This is a genomic window from Gammaproteobacteria bacterium, assembly GCA_029882975.1.
Taxonomy (GTDB): Bacteria; Pseudomonadota; Gammaproteobacteria; order SZUA-152; family SZUA-152; genus JAJDNG01.
Genome location: JAOUJW010000001.1, coordinates 144,393 through 164,194 on the forward strand (window position 1 = coordinate 144,393; position 19,802 = coordinate 164,194).

Sequence of the window (19,802 nt, forward strand, 5' to 3'; positions counted from 1 at the left end):
ATGTTTTGTTACTTTGTTTAGTATTTCTTAACCCGGTATGTCACTGGATTATTGGGAACCATTTCCCAAACAGAGAGAAGATAAACAATCAAAGACTATGCTAAGCTATTGCAATACTCACGGGAGCGGAGCCACAATACAGCTCGCAACAAAAAACTATCGCAATCGCGTCTATGGAGGACCAGGCAATGTTTGAGCTTGCTAAAACACTTAGCAAAGCCTTACCCCTTTCCCTTAATACCATCGAGAAACAAGTTGGAGCAAACGACCTAATTATTGAACCTCTGGAGCATGATCGAGGTAATCGCCTCTGTGTAACCCTCAGCGATATCCACCTCACCGATGGTAGTGTGGGCATTCAGAACCTGCCCGATGATGCTTGGAAAGAATTTTTTACCGAGCTGCTGGAAGATTGTCAAAAATATGACGCCCATGAACTCATATTAATACTTGATGGAGACGTGGTCGACTTGATCCGCAGTGGTGCCTGGTACGAAAACGGCGTGTACCCCTGGGAAAGAAAACGTCCGGAATTTGCGCAAACCGTGGATCAGATTATTCGCAATATCGTCCAAACCCACGCCTATTTTTTCAGTTTACTGCGTAACATGGAAACGCGCTTCAAGCAGCATTGCCCCAATCTTAATCATTGTGAAACACTAATACTGTTAGGTAACCACGACAAAGAACTACTGGCTGTCGATCAAAGTTTGGCGTTCTTTTATGAGCACGCATTGGGAAAAACACCTGCAGACTTTTCCGAACGCGAACGCAAAATCATAGGCCGTATGTACGGCGATGAAGCAAAGTTTTTGGATAAAAACACAGTACCCTATTTCCGTTTCTATTACGGCGACGCAGGCTTTCGCTTCTTTACCACGCACGGGCAATGGCGTGACAGCGAAAACTCTTTCGCCGTCAAAGCCAACACCGGCACACCGGGCTGGTCCGCCGGCGACGGTTGGCGACCGGATATTTGGGAAAAGTTAGGCTATTCGCCTTTCCTGGAACCTTGTTTCGGTGATACCGTCGCTGCCGGTGTGTTATCCAGCTTTATTATGTCCTGTAAAAAACAGTTACAAGAGGCCGCTTGCGCCACTCCGCGGTTGACTCGCATGCTGGATGAGCTGGACCTATACCGCCCCTCTTACCTGGCCCCTCAACGTATTTTGCAGGAAACCCGTTTACTGCGGCAACAAGCCAAGCATGAGCCTGCCGAAATCATCGAAACCACGCTGATTTACTGCATCAACCAATGGCTCAGTTGGGATTTCACTTACCAAAGTGCCTCAAAGAAACTGTGGTTCATATTACACATAGCACGGCCAGTTATGGCTGTAATGAAACTCTTCGGCAGAAACCTGCATCTTAAAGTGATTACCGGAGTATTAAAGGTGTTAAATTTTTTCAGTCATCACGCCAAAGAAGGCGTACCGTTTTCTGATTTAGTAACCTTCCCACCGTTTCTGCCGCAAAATCGTCATTTGAATTTGCAGATTCATGGCGAAGGCCACACCCATAAACCTTTACAAGAGGAACTCCGGCTCAAAGACTCCGTCACCAATTTCACTTACATCAATTTCGGCACCTGGCGTGACCGCATAGTGGCTCGCAAAAAGAACGGCTATCGCCGCCGAGGAGTGTTGCGCTATTTCACCATACTGGATCTGGTATCATCACAAGACCCCAATGCGCGACGATTTGGTTATTTCACCAAAGATGTAATCAAGTGGAGTGATGAGCTCGATAAAATGGATAACAAAGTCACTGCTGCCAAACACGTAGCATCGTCGGTATAGACCGGAAACGACTATTTGCCGCTAATACCTTGAGGCAAACTGAGTAACTCGGCGAGCTCATTGACCCAGGCAAACTGACTCTCGCACCAAAAATTCACTTGGGGCGATATTTCCTGTCGAGCAACCAGCGTCCCCAGATAGATCATGCATAAACCGGGATAGTGGTCATTAGTATTGTATAAAGGCGTTCCACAAGTACCGCAAAAATGCTTATTGGCGGAATCCACGCAATAATGCCTGATCAATTCCTGACCCTGAGTGATTTCCAAGCCATTCAGCTTGGTGACTACATAGGTTGTAAACGCTGCGCCGCTGTGGCTTTTACACACTTTGCAGTGACAGTTCACCACATTCAACACATCTGAACCGGACTGATAATTTACCGCACCGCAAGCACAAGAACCCGTTAATAGAGACATATTCATAGATCCATCAACTTAACCGATTAACCCCATCGGCACAATAGGGTGTTGACAAAACTTGGGTATATTCTATTCACCTCTTCCTCTTTATGTTCTCGTGTTTGGAACACCTAAATATTCAACTCAACCGAAATATCTAAACCGTTTACCTTTTTTACAGTTATCCACCCTGCAGATGCCCAACGCGCAAAAAGAGTTTCATAATCGGCACAAGAAGGCACCACTTCACTTTTATCATGCCCAATCCTTACCATTTTAAGCCCTCTACTATCAGCATTAATAATTTCAATGCCCAATTTTATAACTACCTGAATTGCTTGAGAGGATAACAAGGTGGGTAAATCGTACTCGCAAATATCCAAATCTATGAGGTTTTCAAATACAAACTTCTCAATACAGAAATCTGGGAGATCGTATTCCTTCCATTCATGCTCTAGTTTTTTAGCTGAGTCAGATAAGCGCATCACATTCCCTCACTTATTATCATTCGGCCAATTAATCGATCCGCTGAATTTACCGCGCCAACGTGCAAGTCATCGATATAACTATTTACCTGCGTTGGCGTAAGCAGTTCTCTAGACAATTTGCTATTTAGCCCTTGGAGCTCAAAGTATTCATGATGGAAAATAGCAGTACTTGCTCTATCACTGGAAAGGAGGCTTTCCCTAAGCCTTACGATTGGCACATCCCCATTTGGGTAATAATCATTCCAACCCGCTCTAAAATCCTCTCTAAACTGTCGACCTGGACTGTAGCTAGCAAATTTATTACCAAAATGTTTGTCAAAAACTGAGTCTTCAACCACTTGGTATCGAAGTTTAACCCCACCACCAAATTCTAGCTCAACGGAATTTCCAGAGATAACTCTGTATTCTACTAGGTTACCTCTAAACGCCCCTCTATCATCAACAAAGTTAAGCATATCTTCTAGACTTCTAGGACCTGAAGAATTTTGCTTAAATAAGCCTTCCGTGAGCTGAGGGATTTCCCCTCTCTCTGCATAAACAAAACGTCTTGACGCTCCTCCAAAAACATTAACACTGTCTGGAACAAATAATCGAACTCACGTCCGAAACGATTTTACCGCCCCGCACCTCCCTCAGGAGACAATCAGGGTTTCTTCAGTTTATTTGTCTCAACCAAGCTCTGATTCTGTAGAAATGGGCATAAGGTTTACCCAGGGCTTGCTTTAAGGACCAACGCCATATTTGAAACATGGTGTTTTTGTCAGAACCACCGCGAAACACCGCTGCTGGTTTGACAGGGTTTGGAAGGGGTACGGCGGATTGCCCGTCGGGCCGGGGTATGTTGTAAACGAAAGGAAGGGGCTCTGTCACATCTCGGCAGGAAAGTCCCAGAGGATCCACCCAACGCAGGGGATTGGGAGCATATTGGTAGCTGTTTTCGCCACCGAGCAAACCAACCGGATCCTGGTTGGTAAAGCGCCCTAACTCAGGATGATAGTATCGATTGCGGTTATAATGCAATCCGGTTTCCGAATCCATGTACTGACCTTGAAAGCGGATGGGGTTATCAACAAAGTCATTCTTATATTTGGCAATACCGCCTTGAACCCGATATAAGGCATCCCATACCACCACGCCATTCTTGTCGGTCATGAGCTGTGGGGTTCCCATGTGGTCGTTGTGGTAGTAATAAATGCGTTTGTCGCGAATCTGGCATAAGGGAATAAAGGTACCGGGCTCGTGTACATACGTAACATTAAATCGGTTTCTCTGTTCAGCCAGCAATACATCACCGTCCCACAGATATTCGGTTTCACCGAAGGCGTCCTTTTTCTTTATACGGCGACCAAAAGCATCGTAAAAATATTCGAATACCTGGTCCTGCACCACTGCTTTCGACATAAGGTTTTGATCGTTATAAGAGTAACGTGCGCTTTGTTCACCGTGTTGTTGTATCAAGTTACCCACATCATCGTAATCAAAACGTGAGCCACCCAGCGTCCGAACCTGATACCCTTTGACGGGCGTGGAGCGCCCGGAAACCACCGGAACCATTGCATCGGTTTCCTCCCCCGGCTTATCCACTATATTGCCTGCCGGATCGAAGAAAAACTGCTGCATGGCGAAGCCCATCACCAAGCGAAGTCGGTCTTGAGCGTCATAACGATATTGCGTGGTCCCTCGCTGCGAGTCGTCCAGCCGGGTGAGATTACCGGCTTTGTTGTAACGATAGGCTCGCAAATACAGAGGCTGGTAATCCACCGATAGTTTTTGGCGCACCAGACGCCCCATGGGATCATAAGCAAACCAGGCGCTGGAATTTTTACCCACCTGACGTTTGGTTTCCTTGCCTAAGCCGTTGCGTACCACTTTGGCGATGGTTTTCGCCTTGTAGGCGCCGAGCCGGCTCATATAACTGGCGCAGGTATAGTGACCCGCCGCATCATAGACAAAATAAATCACTTGACCGTCAGGCAACACCATGTGAGTCCTATTTCCAACGGTGTCGTACCGATACTGTATGCGCCGACCATTTTGCATTTCATCGCGGATGCGGCCATAAGCATCATAGCTAATACGCACTTCACTATCGTTGTTCAGTGCACGGCAAATCCGCCCCATCACATCATAGTCCACTTCGGTCCAGCTTCCACTGGACGATTCCATTCGCAACAATCTCCCCAGTGCGTCCCGATCAAATTCAATATAACGGTAACTGCCATCAGTATGGCTAAGCGGGTAACCGGCTTTGTTGTATTGATACTTTTGTACACGACCGTCAAAGCCGATTTCCATCACCAAGCGTTGATCGGCATCGTAACGCAATTCATAGCGGTCATTATTCTGGTTGAGCAGTGCGATAAGATTGCGTTCCGGGTCGTAGATGTAGCGTAAACGCAAGCCATTGGGGTCAATTCGTTCCGCCGGCTGGCTCAGGCCGTCATAACGAAACCGGGTAGTGCGCCCCAAAGGGTCTATATAATGGGTCAGATACCCTTCTGCGGTATACAACATCTGACAATTACTGCCATCCGGCTGGATAATAAAAACCACATTCCCGGCCGCATCGTATTTGTATTGGGTAGCGCGGTTTTTGTCCTGCACCACTCGAATCACACGACCTAATTCATCATAAGTATATTCTGTACAACGCCCCTGCGGATCATACTGACATGCCAGCTCAGAACGTTTATTCCATTCGTAAGTGGTTTCATTACCGCGGGCATCAATAACAGACAGAATATTACCGCTATTGTCATAGCGGTAACGGGTCGCATTACCGTCAGGACCAATTTCAGCGATGAGATTGGACTGTAAATCGTATTCGCGACGCCAATGGCAGCCATCCGGCGTTGTGGTGCAAAGCAACAAACCATTGTCATCGTATTCATAACGGGTGATATGCCCCAAGGCATCTACTTCACACACCAATCTACCCTGGTCGTCATACTCATAACGACTCACCGCGCCTTCCGGGTCAGTCTCGGACAATAGGCGGGCGCAATCATCATATTCCCAGCTGGTCGTCGCGCCCAGAGGCGATATTTCTTTGGTCACCAACCCCAGTTCGTTGTAATGATACTCTGTGGTGTAGCCTCTCCCGTCTGTGCAACGACTGACACATTGCTCCACATCATAGGTAAACTCGTAAGCATAGATATTGCGATCACCCCAGTTGCGTACGCACTTACCGTGAATGCTGTATTCATCCCACTCGAAATAATAATTGAAACCATCTTTCGTGGTACGTTGGACCAGCAAGTGATCCTGATATTTATACTCTTGATTGTTTCCGGCTGCATCAATCACCATTACCAAATCGGATTGATTGCTATAGCGATATTGCACCAATGGCTGACCTTGCGTTTCACCTTCAGCATTTACCAGATGAACTAAGCGCAAATGACCGTTAATATTGTATTCCAGACGCAAGCGCCGACCAACGCTGTCTTTGATGCTACTGAGTCTATTCGTATCACTGTAGTTCAAGCGGATATAAAAACCGTTTCCATTGGAAACTTGCTCCAAACGCTTGCGTTTTTTTGCACCGGCGAATCGACTGGATTCTCCGGCTTCATTCACCAGTCGATATTCCGTGCCTTCATGATAAAGAGTTAAAGACTCCAAAGTGTGTCGGCATCCGGAACCGTTTTGCGGCCGCGTAAACGTTATTTCTCGCCCTTCCCCACTATGGAAGATGACGCGATCTTGTTCTTCTATAAGATAAGCGAACCAGGGACTGCTCCATCCCACTCCCAAACCCACATCACGATCATTACTGCTACGGTAAGTCCGCTGCCAGTTTAAGGCGAGAGGCCCGGGCAGTTGAAAATCCGACTGCGTCAACAATTCTTCCCCACTGACCACGCTGATGGGACAACCGCGAGTCACGGTGCGATGATTGGCTAAGGCAACAAAGCCGTTGCGCAGCTGGGCTGGTGCCGATGAAGTTAATAAGAATTTTTGCTGCGGCCGGTCTAAGACTTTTTGGGCCGAATCCGAAAAATAATCAGCAGCGGCTTCCGCCGGCTTATTGAGTAAGCGGGAAACATAGTCCGGCAGGACCTCTTGGTCTTGCGTCATAAGCTTTTTTTTGGAATCCGGTAACTGTTCCATACTTTTTATTCAATTGGACTGATGCCCTGTCGCCTCGCCGTACTTGTTTAACCCGTTAAATTAGGGTTGCGGTCTTGTTGTACTGTTATTGTACTTTTGCATTGTACTATTTGCGTGTAACAGTTTGTGTGTAACAGTCATAACACTCGGCGCTGCTCAGATTTCGATCAGTGGTGAATATAGGTGACTCCCCTCGGACATATTAATATACAACAAAATCCTCTGGACTGAATGTAAATATTAACATTTATGCAACGCTTGCATTTCTATATTGTCAAACTGGAACAGTTTTAGATATAAAATCGTTTTTTTATCTTTTTTATTTATATACAAACAAACCCAAAGTCATTTTTTGCTATAGTTTGAGGATTTGGGTTTAAAAACATCACTTCGGGATACTGATATGAAAAATGTACTAATTGGGGCTGGGTATTTGTTTCTATTTGCTGCACTAACCGCATGCGATAAACCCAAACAAAACATGCCTGCAACAGATTCGCAATCCGGGACAGCTACGCAAGCACCGACAACAACCGGCAACGACTCCATGACGGACGAGGCAGCAGATCCACCCACAACGACTGAAACGACAGACAGCGCAACCACAACACCGGCATCGGCACCGGAAACCAGCACGACAACAGAAACAAAGACGACGACAGCAGCTACCCCCGCGCCCACAACAACAAATCAAAACTCAGATGATGATATCTTATCCTTGGCGCGGCGCAGCGGCTGTATGGCCTGCCATAAAGTGGAAGTTAAAGTCGTCGGCCCCGCCTGGAAAGATGTCGCGGCACGCTATGCCGGAGTCGCCACAGCGAAACAAACCTTAACCAACAAAATCAAAATGGGCGGTAAAGGAAATTGGACTCAAGTAACGGGCGGTATTGCCATGCCCCCCTATTCCCCTCGCGTCAGCGATAGCAATATCACCATATTAGTGGATTTTATTTTGTCTTTGAAATGAGTAGAGCCTATCTCAGCCCGGAGAATTTTTTCGGCTCAAGCGGGTAACGGTACAGCCACGGCCCGGTCCAAGCGCCGGTAGCCGATGGCTTCGTTTAAGTGAACCGATTGAATACTATCGCTATCACTTAAATCGGCAATGGTTCGAGCCACCTTGAGAATCCGATGGTAAGCTCGGGCCGACAAACCCAATTGATCGATCGCCTGTTCCAACCTGAGACTGTCCTGCTCCTGCAACACACAGACCTGTTCTACCTGTCGATTATTCAATAGCGCATTGTGTATACCGCTACGCTGTAACTGGCGCTCACGACAGGCTTGAACACGATCACGCACCATGGCACTGGTCTCGTTATTGGCCTGCTGCTGTTGCATAATTTGGCGCGGCAGACTGGGCACTTCAATATGCATGTCGATACGATCCAGCAAGGGACCGGAAATTTTGTTGCGATAGCGCTGTACTTGCTCTACCGAGCAATGACAACGGCCATTGGAATGGCCCAAGTATCCGCAAGGACACGGGTTCATGGCAGTGATCAATTGAAACCGTGCCGGAAACTCTGCCTGATGAGCCGCCCGAGATATGGTGATACAACCGGATTCCAAGGGTTCACGCAGCACTTCCAACACCCGCCGGTCAAACTCCGGCAATTCATCCAGAAACAATACGCCATTATGGGCCAGTGAAATTTCACCGGGACGGGGCGAACTGCCTCCACCAACCAAAGCCACACCCGATGCTGTGTGGTGCGGCGCCCGAAAACTGCGCTTGCGCCATTGTGATGTTCTAAATCCGTGATCGCTGATGGAAGCAATGGCAGCCGATTGCAGCGCTTCGGCCTCAGTCATCTCCGGTAAAATGCCCGGCATACGACTGGCCAACATGGTTTTCCCCGTCCCCGGTGGACCTATCATTAACAGACTATGTCCGCCGCAGGCGGCGATTTCCAGGGCTCTACGTGCATACTGCTGCCCCCGAATGTCCTGCATGTCCATAGACAGATCTGCATCGGATTTAAACAACGCCGGGGCATGCGCAGGGATTGCTTTGTGACCATCCAGATGAGCACATACATCCAGTAGATGCGCCGCTCCGAATACAGTGGCACGACTTACCAAAGCCGCTTCGGAGGCATTGTCTCCGGCCACTATCAACTTGCGTTCCTGCTCACTGGCCGCCATGGAAGCAGGTAAAACACCTTTCACACCACGAAGATCTCCACTTAAGGCGAGCTCTCCCAAGAATTCATAATGACCGATAGGCCCGGAAATCTGTTCCGATGCGGCCAAAATACCAATGGCAATGGGCAAATCAAAGCGACCGCCTTCCTTAGGTAAATCTGCCGGAGCCAGGTTAACCGTGATCCGTTGTGCCGGAAACTCAAACTGGGAATTAATGATGGCACCACGAACACGGTCCTTGCTCTCTTTTACCGCAGCCTCAGGCAACCCCACTATGGACATACCGGGAAGGCCGTTGGATAAATGCACCTCCACTGTGACCAGCGGAGCATTAATGCCGGATTGCGCCCGGCTATATACCGTGGCTAAGGCCATAGATCACACTCCTTGTACATAAACAACACACCCACTGTAACCGGACTTACTACATTCACTGTTGTAATTGCCGTTCCAAATCCTGTAGTTGTTTTTCCATCGCCTCCAGTTTGGAGCGGGTCCGGGCCAGCACCTGAGTTTGCACGTCAAACTCCTCACGGGTCACCAAGTTCATTTTGGCGAATGTGCTGTTGAGCAAGCTAAGGATATTTTTTTCCAAATCCGCCTGTGTTTCCTTTAAACCCTGAGGTAACAAACCGGTTAATTTTTGCGTTAATTCGTCCAAATATTTCGGGTCAAGCATGGCATTCCCTCATGTGAGTATGGATTTGGTTTTTTGGCTACTTTATCATAAGCCCGGCCGGGCCGTTAACCACATGCTCCACCACGAACTCGTCTCCCAGTGCTGTCTTTCACTTGTTTTCCTACGGAACAAACGCGAATTTTCGACCCAGCTCAGTAGCAGGCAAAACAAGACCGAACGCACCATAGTGGTGCACCACCCAAGTACACATCTCTTATTTTGGTGCAATCTCTACCCGGAATCAAACCTCAAAATAGTCTCATCCTATTGTTTTTATTTGATTTTTGAGCATGGCACACAGGATGCTTTGAGTAAAGGCGTCAACAAAAAAAGATCAATTCCACATTGGGGAGATTTTCGTGGTTTGAAGGTGCATTACCGCGCCGTCCAAGCGCCAAACCCTCCTCGCACAGCTCCCGGATTGATCCTTCGAAGGCCGGGGCCTGATTTAAGGAGATTAGATATGAAATTAGTCACAGCAATTATTAAGCCGTTCAAACTGGACGATGTGCGTGAAGCCTTGTCCGAGATCGGCGTTCAAGGGATTACGGTTACCGAAGTTAAAGGCTTTGGTCGGCAAAAGGGACACACGGAACTGTACCGCGGCGCAGAATATGTCGTGGACTTCCTGCCAAAAGTAAAACTGGATATCGCGATTAGCGCTGACATGTTAGATCAAGTCATAGAAGCCATATCCAAGTCCGCCAACACTGGAAAAATCGGCGACGGAAAAATTTTCGTGTCCGATTTGGAGCAGGTTGTACGTATTCGTACCGGCGAATCCGGACAAGAAGCTCTTTAACTGTAGAATTAGGAGGAATTTGCCGTGGAAGCAATACCTGAAATTAAATATATCCTTAACACCTTCTGGTTTGTCCTCGCCGGTGCTCTGGTTATGTGGATGGCCGCCGGCTTTGCCATGTTGGAAGCCGGCTTGGTGCGAAGTAAAAATACAACTGAGATCCTGACGAAAAACGTGGCACTGTATTCCATTGCCTGCATCATGTACCTGCTAGTGGGTTATAACCTGATGTATGGCAGCGGTAACAGCTTTATCGGTGGTGGTGCACTTTTAAGCGGAATTGCCGGCCCTGACGGCAAATCCATGTTAGTGGACAATGTCATCCATCACTCTATGCTCTCCGACTTTTTCTTCCAGGTGGTGTTTGTGGCAACCGCCATGTCCATCGTCTCCGGAGCTGTCGCGGAACGCATGAAGCTGTGGGCATTTCTCGCTTTTGCCGTCATCATGACCGGATTCATCTACCCCATCCAAGGCCATTGGAGTTGGGGCGGAGGATTCTTAAGTGAGCTGGGTTACAGTGATTACGCCGGTTCCGGCATAGTACATCTTGCCGGTGCTGCAGCAGCTTTGGCTGGTGTGCTGGTTCTAGGACCTCGCAAAGGGAAATACGGTCCTAATGGCGAGATCCACCCTATCCCGGGTGCCAATATGCCATTAGCCACCTTGGGTACTTTTATTCTGTGGTTGGGTTGGTTTGGCTTCAATGGCGGTTCGGAATTGGCCATGGACAGCAAAGATGCCATAGACAATATCGCTTCGGTTTTTGTCAACACCAATACCGCTGCAGCCGGTGGTCTGGTTGCTGCCCTGATCACGGCCCGCTTACTGTTCGGCAAGTCTGATCTCACCATGGCTTTGAACGGCGCCCTCGCCGGCCTGGTTGCCATTACTGCCGGTCCTGCGACACCTAGTCCCTTGCTGGCCACAATGATTGGAGCCATTGGCGGTGTGTTGGTGGTGTTCTCCATTATTACTCTGGACAAACTGAAAATCGATGACCCGGTTGGTGCCATTTCGGTACACGGTGTTGTGGGTATCTGGGGTGTCTTGGCGGTGTTGCTATCCTCCAGTGATGCTACCCTGATCGGACAAATGGCCGGTATCGGTGCAATTTTTGGCTTTGTATTCGGTCTCAGTCTGCTTATTTGGATGGCCTTCAAAGCGATTATCGGCATCCGTGTTTCGGATGAAGAAGAATATCAAGGAATGGACCTGGTGGATTGCGGAATCGAAGCCTATCCGGAGTTTACCAGCGGTAAATAATCCCAAGTGGGTTTCATTAAAGCGGGTACCTGTACCCGCTTTTTTTATGTGGCTAATACCCAAAAAACGCCAAACCAATTCAAAACTCAGCTTATTTTCTAAAGAGTTTGTGGACTCATCCGACTATAGTTATAGATACCTGTTCGAAAAGGCCGGTCCCATGAAATTACGAAACCTCATAAGCTCTTGCCTGATCGCATGCCTGTTTTGCGCGCCCGCCATGGCAGTGACTGTATATAAATGGGTTGATGAAAATGGCGTGGTACACTACAGCCAGCGCCCGGTTAACAAAGCGGCGAAGTCCATGAAACTCAAGGTACAACGCCCCAGCGCTGATTCCGACTCGGCCGCCAACTCAGAACTCCAGGAACAAGCCCCAGCTTCCGAAGATAAAAAGAGTAAGAAACCTAAAGATGAAGTGGCTTGGGAAAAACAACAAGCGGAAATGAAGAAAAAGAACTGTGAAACAGCCACCCAACACCATGCCTCACTGGCCGCCGGTGGTCGTCTCTATGAAATGAAGGACGGCGAACGCCACTATCTGGATGATTCTGCCCGCCAAGCGAAATTGGCCGTCGCTCGTGAAAACATGAATAAATGGTGTAACTAGCGATACCGCTATTCAGCCGCGATTCCGGCTAACGCCCTCCGTACAAACTCCGGCAATGCGAATGCGGCCTTGTGTATGGCCGTATTGTAATACTCCGTTTCAAAACTTTTTGCAGCCGCGTCTGCCTCCCGAAACCGGGGAACATCCTGACCTGTTTGACCCGTTGTCCGGGGAGTTTTCCAAGCCATGGTGGCGGACCACCATCCGCTGGGATAAACACTTTGGGGATAGTTTAAGGTTGTCATTGAATGCAATCCGCCTTGAGCCATTTGCTCGTACATGGCTTTGAGAATATGCAAATGCAACAACGGCGATTCACTCTGCTGTACCAAAATGCCGTCCGGTTTAAGAATGCGGGCACATTGCTGGAAAAACGGTGCTGAAAACAAACCCTCAGCAGGGCCTATGGGGTCGGTACTGTCCACAATGATAATGTCCAGGCTATTGTCCGCACAGCGTCGGACCCACTCGATACCATCGGTAAACAGCAATTCCGCCCGCTCGTCATTATTGGACTCACACAACTCTGGAAAATGCTGCTCTGCCAATCGTGTCACGCGCTCATCAATCTCCACCTGCCAGACTTTTTTGACGCTGCTATGTCGCAATACTTCGCGTAATGTGCCACAATCCCCGCCGCCAATAATGAGGACTCTCTGTGGATCCGGGTGCGTATATAACACTGGGTGGGACATCATTTCGTGGTACAGAAAATTGTCCCTGCCGGATAGCATGACAAACCCATCGATGACCATCAAATTACCATAGGCCATGGTCTCGAAAATCTCGATTTTCTGGTATGGCGTTTGCTCTTCGTGCAGTTTCTTATTGATTTTTAAGGAATAAGCGGAACCAGCCCGAGCTTCGATCTCAGTGAACCAATCTTCATTCAATGCCATGAGCAAACCTTCGATGCTTTATTGGAAAAAGTGCGCATAATAAAAGATAGTAGCGGGAGTCTTCAAGGACTAATTCATGACAACTTGTATTAACAACAGCTCCAACCGGGTAAAAGCGGTTGGTCTGAATACGCACCAACGAATAGGAACAAGATAATTGCGATCTAAACCACCGATATGGTCCACCCAGCAAGCCCAAAAAACCTACAATGTGGAACACTGGGGCGAAGGATACTTTGATATCAATGACAAGGGTCACATGGTTGCGCGTTTGGCACCACATGTAGACGTAGACCTGTATGAATTGGTGGAACAACTGCACCAAAAAAATCTAACCTTACCCGTACTGGCACGATTTACCGATTTGCTGACTCAACGAATTTCCCGATTAAACCAAGCGTTTGAACAAGCCATCCAAAGCCAAGCTTATAACGCCGGATATACTGCCGTGTACCCCATCAAGGTTAACCAACAGGCCAGCATCGTCGAGGCCATTGTCAACAATGGTCAATATACGGTGGGGCTTGAAGCCGGCAGTAAAACCGAACTCATGATTGTTTTGGCTAAAACCGAGCAGGACGGTGGCATTATTGTTTGCAACGGTTATAAAGACCGAGAATATATTCGTCTGGCACTGATTGGCCGTCGCTTGGGCCACCGAATTTTTATAGTAATAGAAAAACAATCAGAGCTGGACCTGGTATTGCGCGAAAGCGAAACCATGGGTATTCAACCCTTGCTGGGCATACGTGCTCGCATGTCCATCGCCGGCTCCAGTAAGTGGCAAAATACCGGCGGCGATAAATCCAAGTTTGGCTTTACCTCCGCAAAACTTCTGAGCATTATTGAACAGATCCAACGCGCCGGACAATTGCCCAATCTGAAATTGTTGCATTTTCACCTGGGCTCACAGATCGCCAATCTTACCGATATCGAACAAGGTGCTACGGAGTGTTCGCGTACCTTTACCGAATTGTCCAACCTCGGTGTGGCGCTGGAATATCTGGACATTGGCGGTGGCTTGAGTGTTGACTATGATGGCACCCAGTCGCGTAATTACTTCTCCATGAACTACACCATGGAAGAGTACGCTGAACGCGTTGTTACCATTGTCAAATCACACTGCGATCAGGCCGGCCTGGCCCACCCTCACCTTATTACCGAATCCGGTCGTGCCATGACCGCGCACCATGCGGTACTGATCACCAATGTCTTGGACGTGGAGTCCACAGCGGAGCAATCTGAACCGCAAACCGGGCAAATCAACGAATATACCCAAAAACTGCATGATTTTATCAAGCAGGCGCAATCCGGCGAGGGAAAGTTGGTGGAAATACACAACCGCGCCAAACACCATATAGAATTTGTTCACCAATCTTTCCTTTACGGTACAGCAGACCTGGAGACAAAAGCTTTGTGTGAGCAGCTCTACAATGCCCTCTGCCAATCGATCAAAGAGCAGCTCAATCCCACTTCCAGAACCCACCGCGAAGTGTTGGACATTCTCAACGAAAAACTGGCTGACAAATACTTTTGCAATATGTCTGTATTCCAATCACTGCCGGATGTGTGGGCCATCAACCAGGTGTTCCCCATTGCACCACTTCAGCGTCTGGATGAAAAGCCCACTCGCAGGGGAACCTTGCACGATATCACCTGCGACTCTGATGGACGTATTGATCATTATGTGGATTTTGATGGTGTGGAGTCGAGTCTGCCTTTGCATGAACACAACGGCGAGCCCTATTATCTAGGGATCTTTCTTGTGGGTGCTTATCAGGAAATTCTGGGCGACATGCATAATCTGTTTGGGGACACCCACTCCATTAACGTGACCGCTGAAGGTGACCACTATCGCTTGCATGAAGCCGTTCTGGGAGACTCCACATCTTATATATTGAATCACATTCATTTCAATCCGGATGATTTGCTGCAAATCTATACCGAAAAAGTAAAACACTGCATCACTGACGTTAAGCTGCAAAACAATTATCTAAAAGAGCTGGAAAACGGTTTGCGCGGTTACAGCTACCTGGAAGACTGAAAAGAATACGGCCCCGCCAGGGGCCGTTGACAAATAATAGTGGTAAATAGCAGTCTACGGCTGCGCCGGATCTATTCCTGGGACCACTGATTTCTAATGAGATCGGCAGGGTTTCTTTTTGCGGAACTGACAATAGCCTGATCCCGTTCACGACGCATACGCACCATGGCTTCTCTTTGCTTTTGACGACGCATTTCAACGCGTTCCTCAATACCCAAAACGGGTTCATGTTTGGCTTTTGCCGGGTTCGGTATCTTCACAACAGCCTGAACGCTACCTGAGGTGGGGGCCACGGCCGTTTTATCGCCTGACATCGGCAAAGCAACAGTGGACTGAATCGCTTCCGCCGGAAGATAGTTTTTCAGTGCTCCCAAAGTTTTGCTTTTTTGCCAGTCATCCAAAGAAACAAAGAATCCGAAAATGGATGCCAAACATAGCAAAACCACAACCGCCATGTATTTGAATGTGCGCCCTGTCAATATGCGCCAGCCCCGCATTCGAGCCACAACATCGGTGACGTCCTGAGTAGAGACGTGTGGATTGGGTTCGCGAGCTGAAAATTCCGCCGGACGATTATAGTTGGTCGGTTGAGTACTGGGCTGTTTGTAAGACTCTTTTAACGCTCTAGCCAACTCGTCGTCACTGGGAACATCATCCCAGCCTGAATCAAACTCATCAGCCTGCATAATGACCTCTTCAACATCACCGCCCAATGCGGAGTCGCGCTGTCCCAGCGTCATTTCCCACATCGCCTGGTCTGAGAGCCAGGTTTCTTGCTGTTGGTTAGCTTTACTCACATTTAAACCCTCTATATCCGTCACGGGACTATCGGCAGCCCCTATCGCCCTGATTTAACTTTATGTCAGATATCGACCCCGCAACTGAGGCCTGCATCACACTTTTGCGTTTTCCATCGGTATGGAGAACAACAAGCAATTCTCACTTAGTCCTGTCTCATTTCTTGCGTATCAATCGGGTACGGGCCCTGGCCTCCAGTTCCGCTCTTAGAAAACGTTCCTTGGCATCAGAATCCCTTTGTCGCGCTTCCTCTTCACGCCTTCTCTGCGCGGTCTCTGCTTTGAGACGGCGTCGTTCCTGTTCTAACTTTTGACTTTCCGCTTCTCCGCGCTTACGGATCTGTTCTGCTTCTGACTTCATTTGTAACTCCAAGTCACGCCGATGAGCATCCACTTCGGCTTGCAGTTTCTGCTGCATTTCCTGCTGCAATTTGGCTTTGAGTCGCAGGACTTCCTGCTCTGTTGCTTTACGGCTTTGCTCCCGCAACTGCTCCTGAATTAACTGCATTCGTTCCGCCATGCTTTTACGCTCTGACGCGGCTTTCTCAATGTCCGCCAGCAATTGTGCCTGAGCTTGCTGAGTAACTTGCTTAACCTCTTGTTTTAAACGTTCAATTTCCTGTTCGGCTCGAACGCGAGCTTGCTCAGCCTCACGGGCATATTTGGCTTCCGCTGCGGCTTTACGGGCAATTTCACTCAGTTCCTTTTGCATCGCTGCCAAGGTTTTTTGTTCAACGTTCTTACCACCTTGCTTTAAGGCCATCACCTCGTGCCGCAATCGGGCAATTTCCGTTTCAGCGTGTTGCCGGGATTGCTCCGCGTATCGGGCACGCTCGGCCTCCTGTCGGGCGATTTTCATAGCATCTTCGATTTCTGCTTGCTTGTTTGCCAATTCGACAGCCCGCGCTCTAGCCGCTTCGTGCTCAAAATCAGAACGGGCAGCCATCGATTCGAAGGACGGTTTATCGCCTGTAAGTGCCATTACTTGCCCATTATGCTGAGCCGCTGCCGATTTGGCCGCCTCCACTTCACGTTTGAGCCGTTCTATTTCCGCCTGCGCCGCTTCGTGGGCTTGTTCTGCTTCACGAGCACGTTGAGCTTCTTTCTCTGCTATTCGCGCGATTTGTTCATTTTGTTTTTTTGCTTCAACAGCAGCGAAGCGTTGGATGGCCTTGGCGGTTTTACTGGCCTCATCACGCGCTTGCTGCAATGCCAACTGCATTTGCCGCTTCATATTGTCTATTTCTTGCTCTGCCAGTTTCAGGGCTTCATTCGCCTCTGTGGCTCGCTTGGCCTCATATTGCGCTTGGCGTATTGCCTGCTCCATCTCAGCCTGCTTGTAACCCAACTCCAGTTCACTGATACGAGCGGCCTCACGCACCGTTGGCAATACCTGAGGAGATTCCTCTGCTGCGAACTCCGCTTGACGCCTGGCTTCCACAGCCTCTTGTCGCGCTTGCTCGGCTTCACGTTTGAGGCGAACCACTTCCTGCTCCGCTACGCGCCTGGCCCGCTCCGCTTCGCCCAATCGTGCAGCGTGATCAGTGACCCGCGTCTTGGCTTTGCGAAACAACTCCCTCACTTTCGGATCTTGCATCGCTTCGCGCGTGGAATCATTGATAGGTGTAAGCGTTGGAATAGCGTGCTTGGATACGACTTTTTTTACCGATCGGGTTTTCTGGGTTTCGCCGTTACCGCGTTTGACTGAATCCGGTAGATTTTCCAGGCCATAACGCAATACCACGGCATCCAGACCTTGTTGACACAGCAGAAAGGCTGCGGCAGCTGCTCGACTTCCCGTATTACTGCAGACCACATAGCGCTTGTTTGCATCCAGCTTTTTCAGCTTACCCCGAAGCTCACTCAACATCGCAAATAGGCTGCCGTTTATACCGTCACGAATATAGTCGTCGTAGTAACGCACATCCATAAAAATCGTGTTATCCTGATAGGCGACCTCATCGTATCCCACATGAGCAATTAATGGTTCGACCAGTAATTCGCTAAAATCATCTCTGGACAAAACCATTAATTGTCCGTCTTCCATCATCGTAATAGTAGCGCCGCGACGGTTGTGGGTAATGATGGACTCTTCTCCGAAGCCGGATCCGGGCCCCAAAACGGCCAATTCCACTTCATTGTCTTGCGGTGAGTGCTTACGTACGACGCGACAACGACCGCTTTTGATAATGTAGTAGTTTCCATCGTCATCGCCTTGGCGAATAATGACCTCGTTGGCGTTGACCTTTCGTTCCTTTAACCGCATCATTAATGCCTGGATGTTGGTCGCAGGCAGTTTCACGAAAATGCTGGACTGCAGAAAGGCATTCATCCAATCCTGCTCGTTCAATTCCAACTCTCCGACCTCATAGCCGTCGCGGTATCCCATATTGATCACTTCTTCAAATATGGACATATCGATGCTAAGCACACTAACCTTGCCCCGCGCAATGGCTGTCGCTTTACGCGGCTGTACCGGAGTCAACGCATAACGGGACTCCTTGCTGTCTGCCTGAATCCATTTTACATTGCCCTTGGCGTACATCAGTTTGACCTGGCCGGACAGAAGGTAATATGCCTTGTTATCAGTAGTGCCTTTCTTAAATATTTGTTTCCCGGATGCAAAAGTTTCAATACTGTACCGATTGTGTAATTCCTTCAGTTGCGCATCATCCAGGTCACCGAACGGCACCAATGTTCGCAGCAGATTTTCATCCAGTAGGTCTTTTACGGCTGTCATAGGAGTTGCTCTGTGTGTTGACGGGTAATGGTTAATTGAAATTCCAAACTTTCTTACTCGCACATAGCGGCTTGGGTCGCACTCCACACAGAGCACTACCTCACAAAACGATAGAGGGTAAAATGGTGCTTGAATATCTTGTGATTGTGGTCACAGCCGGAGCGTACAAAATACCTGTTTTACGCGGTAATTTTGCTCTACCTTGCCGTTACCTCAAGACTTAACCTTAACGGTAATGGAGGAAATGTTGTTGGACTTTAGCAAGGAACGTACTCTACCCATTTTTTCCACGTCAGCAAATGGGCCCACCCGCACTCGATGCCAAACACCTCGACGCTTCAGGTCTACGCTCACAATCGAAGATTTAATGCCCATCAATGCCAGATTGGCCTTGCGCCGATCCGCCAGCTTAATGTCCTTAAACGCACCGGCTTGAATAAAATAACTGTGAATCCTGTCACTCTTTGCTGATAATAAATTGGAACCGGGTTTGACCGGTGCTAGTACTCTATCACGCTCCATTGATATGTCGGGGTTCGGAGAGTTCAAGGTATTTTCTGTTTTATCAACGGCTACGGTAGTTGAAGCGTTTTCCGAAGCTGTTGGTTTTACGGGTCTGATTCTCAAAGGCAGCAAATCCGACTCCGGAACCACTACCTCCATTTCCGGTAACAGACTGTAAAAATCAAAGGTCTGTTTTGCCCCCTTGGTTTCCGTCGGTTGTTTCTTTTCCGGTGGTCCTTGCTCAGCGCGAACAATTGGAGTCTGCTTGGTCTCCGGTGCTTTAGCAGTTTTGTCCTGGGATACCTTTGGATCCAGTTTGATAGAGCCCACCTGCTCAATTAACTTTTTCACATCAATACTTTTGGTTTCAGTGAGCTGGCCCTTTTCATACTGATCCATATAGATTATCAGGGCTGAAAACCCACTCAAGGCAAGCAGTGCAAAAAGCCAAATGCCTAACGATACAGGCTTGGCATAACCTCGGTTCATTTGCATCGGTTTCATCG

At 48.5% G+C, this 19,802-nt stretch carries 16 protein-coding genes; 6 read left to right on the plus strand and 10 right to left on the minus strand.

Annotated elements, in window-relative coordinates:
* Window positions 1-188 precede the first annotated feature (188 nt).
* Window positions 189-1,799, plus strand: a complete 1,611-nt coding sequence (locus OEY58_00685) for a hypothetical protein (GenBank protein ID MDH5323957.1) — start codon at window positions 189-191, stop codon at window positions 1,797-1,799.
* A gap of 11 nt (window positions 1,800-1,810) precedes the next feature.
* Here OEY58_00685 and OEY58_00690 read toward each other — a convergent pair whose 3' ends face one another.
* From OEY58_00690 to OEY58_00705, 4 genes are all read right to left on the minus strand, one after another.
* Window positions 1,811-2,218, minus strand: coding sequence for a GFA family protein (locus OEY58_00690; protein ID MDH5323958.1), 408 nt, complete (start codon window positions 2,216-2,218; stop codon window positions 1,811-1,813).
* Window positions 2,219-2,331: 113 nt separating this feature from the next.
* Window positions 2,332-2,685 carry a hypothetical protein gene (locus tag OEY58_00695; GenBank protein ID MDH5323959.1) on the minus strand — a complete coding sequence of 118 codons (354 nt, stop codon included), beginning with the start codon at window positions 2,683-2,685 and terminating at the stop codon, window positions 2,332-2,334.
* Entirely contained in the window at window positions 2,685-3,143 is a 459-nt protein-coding gene (locus OEY58_00700; GenBank protein MDH5323960.1) for a hypothetical protein, read from the minus strand. The genes OEY58_00695 and OEY58_00700 overlap by 1 nt, the downstream gene beginning before the upstream one ends.
* Window positions 3,144-3,342: 199 nt before the next feature.
* Window positions 3,343-6,804 (minus strand): DUF6531 domain-containing protein, encoded by a 3,462-nt coding sequence (locus OEY58_00705; protein MDH5323961.1) that lies wholly within the window; start codon window positions 6,802-6,804, stop codon window positions 3,343-3,345.
* Between the two features lie 403 nt (window positions 6,805-7,207).
* Here OEY58_00705 and OEY58_00710 point away from each other — a divergent pair, with 403 nt between their 5' ends.
* Window positions 7,208-7,774 (plus strand): c-type cytochrome, encoded by a 567-nt coding sequence (locus tag OEY58_00710; GenBank protein ID MDH5323962.1) that lies wholly within the window; start codon window positions 7,208-7,210, stop codon window positions 7,772-7,774.
* A 35-nt stretch (window positions 7,775-7,809) separates the two neighbouring features.
* Here the strand turns inward: OEY58_00710 and OEY58_00715 are convergent, their stop codons facing one another.
* Both OEY58_00715 and OEY58_00720 read right to left on the minus strand, forming a co-directional pair.
* Window positions 7,810-9,330: a YifB family Mg chelatase-like AAA ATPase gene (locus OEY58_00715; GenBank protein ID MDH5323963.1), complete on the minus strand. Its 1,521-nt coding sequence runs from the start codon at window positions 9,328-9,330 to the stop codon at window positions 7,810-7,812.
* Window positions 9,331-9,385: 55 nt separating this feature from the next.
* Window positions 9,386-9,634, minus strand: a complete 249-nt coding sequence (locus OEY58_00720; protein MDH5323964.1) for an accessory factor UbiK family protein — start codon at window positions 9,632-9,634, stop codon at window positions 9,386-9,388.
* Window positions 9,635-10,097: 463 nt separating this feature from the next.
* Between OEY58_00720 and glnK the strand changes: the two genes are divergently transcribed.
* The 3 genes from glnK (at window position 10,098) to OEY58_00735 (ending at window position 12,312) form a co-directional block, all read left to right on the plus strand.
* Window positions 10,098-10,436 carry a P-II family nitrogen regulator gene (gene glnK, locus OEY58_00725; protein MDH5323965.1) on the plus strand — a complete coding sequence of 113 codons (339 nt, stop codon included), beginning with the start codon at window positions 10,098-10,100 and terminating at the stop codon, window positions 10,434-10,436.
* Window positions 10,437-10,460: 24 nt separating this feature from the next.
* Complete coding sequence (locus OEY58_00730; protein MDH5323966.1) at window positions 10,461-11,702, plus strand: ammonium transporter; 1,242 nt, start codon at window positions 10,461-10,463, stop codon at window positions 11,700-11,702.
* Between the two features lie 160 nt (window positions 11,703-11,862).
* Window positions 11,863-12,312: a DUF4124 domain-containing protein gene (locus OEY58_00735; GenBank protein ID MDH5323967.1), complete on the plus strand. Its 450-nt coding sequence runs from the start codon at window positions 11,863-11,865 to the stop codon at window positions 12,310-12,312.
* 8 nt (window positions 12,313-12,320) lie between these two features.
* On the opposite strand, the gene speE is transcribed toward OEY58_00735, so the two are convergent.
* A complete protein-coding gene (speE, locus tag OEY58_00740) occupies window positions 12,321-13,211 on the minus strand; it encodes a polyamine aminopropyltransferase (GenBank protein ID MDH5323968.1) in 891 nt (296 codons plus the stop codon).
* A gap of 157 nt (window positions 13,212-13,368) precedes the next feature.
* Here speE and speA point away from each other — a divergent pair, with 157 nt between their 5' ends.
* Window positions 13,369-15,255, plus strand: a complete 1,887-nt coding sequence (speA, locus tag OEY58_00745) for a biosynthetic arginine decarboxylase (protein MDH5323969.1) — start codon at window positions 13,369-13,371, stop codon at window positions 15,253-15,255.
* A gap of 71 nt (window positions 15,256-15,326) precedes the next feature.
* Here the strand turns inward: speA and OEY58_00750 are convergent, their stop codons facing one another.
* From OEY58_00750 to OEY58_00760, 3 genes are all read right to left on the minus strand, one after another.
* Window positions 15,327-16,052, minus strand: a complete 726-nt coding sequence (locus tag OEY58_00750; protein MDH5323970.1) for a hypothetical protein — start codon at window positions 16,050-16,052, stop codon at window positions 15,327-15,329.
* Window positions 16,053-16,209: 157 nt separating this feature from the next.
* The gene (locus tag OEY58_00755) at window positions 16,210-18,792 is read right to left on the minus strand and encodes a cyclic nucleotide-binding domain-containing protein (protein ID MDH5323971.1); all 2,583 of its coding nucleotides are present in this window, start codon (window positions 18,790-18,792) and stop codon (window positions 16,210-16,212) included.
* A gap of 213 nt (window positions 18,793-19,005) precedes the next feature.
* Window positions 19,006-19,800 carry an SPOR domain-containing protein gene (locus tag OEY58_00760; protein MDH5323972.1) on the minus strand — a complete coding sequence of 265 codons (795 nt, stop codon included), beginning with the start codon at window positions 19,798-19,800 and terminating at the stop codon, window positions 19,006-19,008.
* Window positions 19,801-19,802: the final 2 nt, after the last annotated feature.

What these genes read in the sequence shown, in the direction of transcription:
- OEY58_00760 (MDH5323972.1), bottom strand. Translation starts at nt 19,800, where the DNA reads ATGAAACCGATGCAAATGAACCGAGGTTATGCCAAGCCTGTATCGTTA.
- OEY58_00735 (MDH5323967.1), top strand. Translation starts at nt 11,863, where the DNA reads ATGAAATTACGAAACCTCATAAGCTCTTGCCTGATCGCATGCCTGTTT.
- OEY58_00715 (MDH5323963.1), bottom strand. Translation starts at nt 9,330, where the DNA reads ATGGCCTTAGCCACGGTATATAGCCGGGCGCAATCCGGCATTAATGCT.
- OEY58_00710 (MDH5323962.1), top strand. Translation starts at nt 7,208, where the DNA reads ATGAAAAATGTACTAATTGGGGCTGGGTATTTGTTTCTATTTGCTGCA.
- OEY58_00705 (MDH5323961.1), bottom strand. Translation starts at nt 6,804, where the DNA reads ATGGAACAGTTACCGGATTCCAAAAAAAAGCTTATGACGCAAGACCAA.
- speE (MDH5323968.1), bottom strand. Translation starts at nt 13,211, where the DNA reads ATGGCATTGAATGAAGATTGGTTCACTGAGATCGAAGCTCGGGCTGGT.
- OEY58_00690 (MDH5323958.1), bottom strand. Translation starts at nt 2,218, where the DNA reads ATGTCTCTATTAACGGGTTCTTGTGCTTGCGGTGCGGTAAATTATCAG.
- OEY58_00700 (MDH5323960.1), bottom strand. Translation starts at nt 3,143, where the DNA reads ATGCTTAACTTTGTTGATGATAGAGGGGCGTTTAGAGGTAACCTAGTA.
- glnK (MDH5323965.1), top strand. Translation starts at nt 10,098, where the DNA reads ATGAAATTAGTCACAGCAATTATTAAGCCGTTCAAACTGGACGATGTG.
- OEY58_00685 (MDH5323957.1), top strand. Translation starts at nt 189, where the DNA reads ATGTTTGAGCTTGCTAAAACACTTAGCAAAGCCTTACCCCTTTCCCTT.
- OEY58_00695 (MDH5323959.1), bottom strand. Translation starts at nt 2,685, where the DNA reads ATGCGCTTATCTGACTCAGCTAAAAAACTAGAGCATGAATGGAAGGAA.
- OEY58_00755 (MDH5323971.1), bottom strand. Translation starts at nt 18,792, where the DNA reads ATGACAGCCGTAAAAGACCTACTGGATGAAAATCTGCTGCGAACATTG.
- OEY58_00720 (MDH5323964.1), bottom strand. Translation starts at nt 9,634, where the DNA reads ATGCTTGACCCGAAATATTTGGACGAATTAACGCAAAAATTAACCGGT.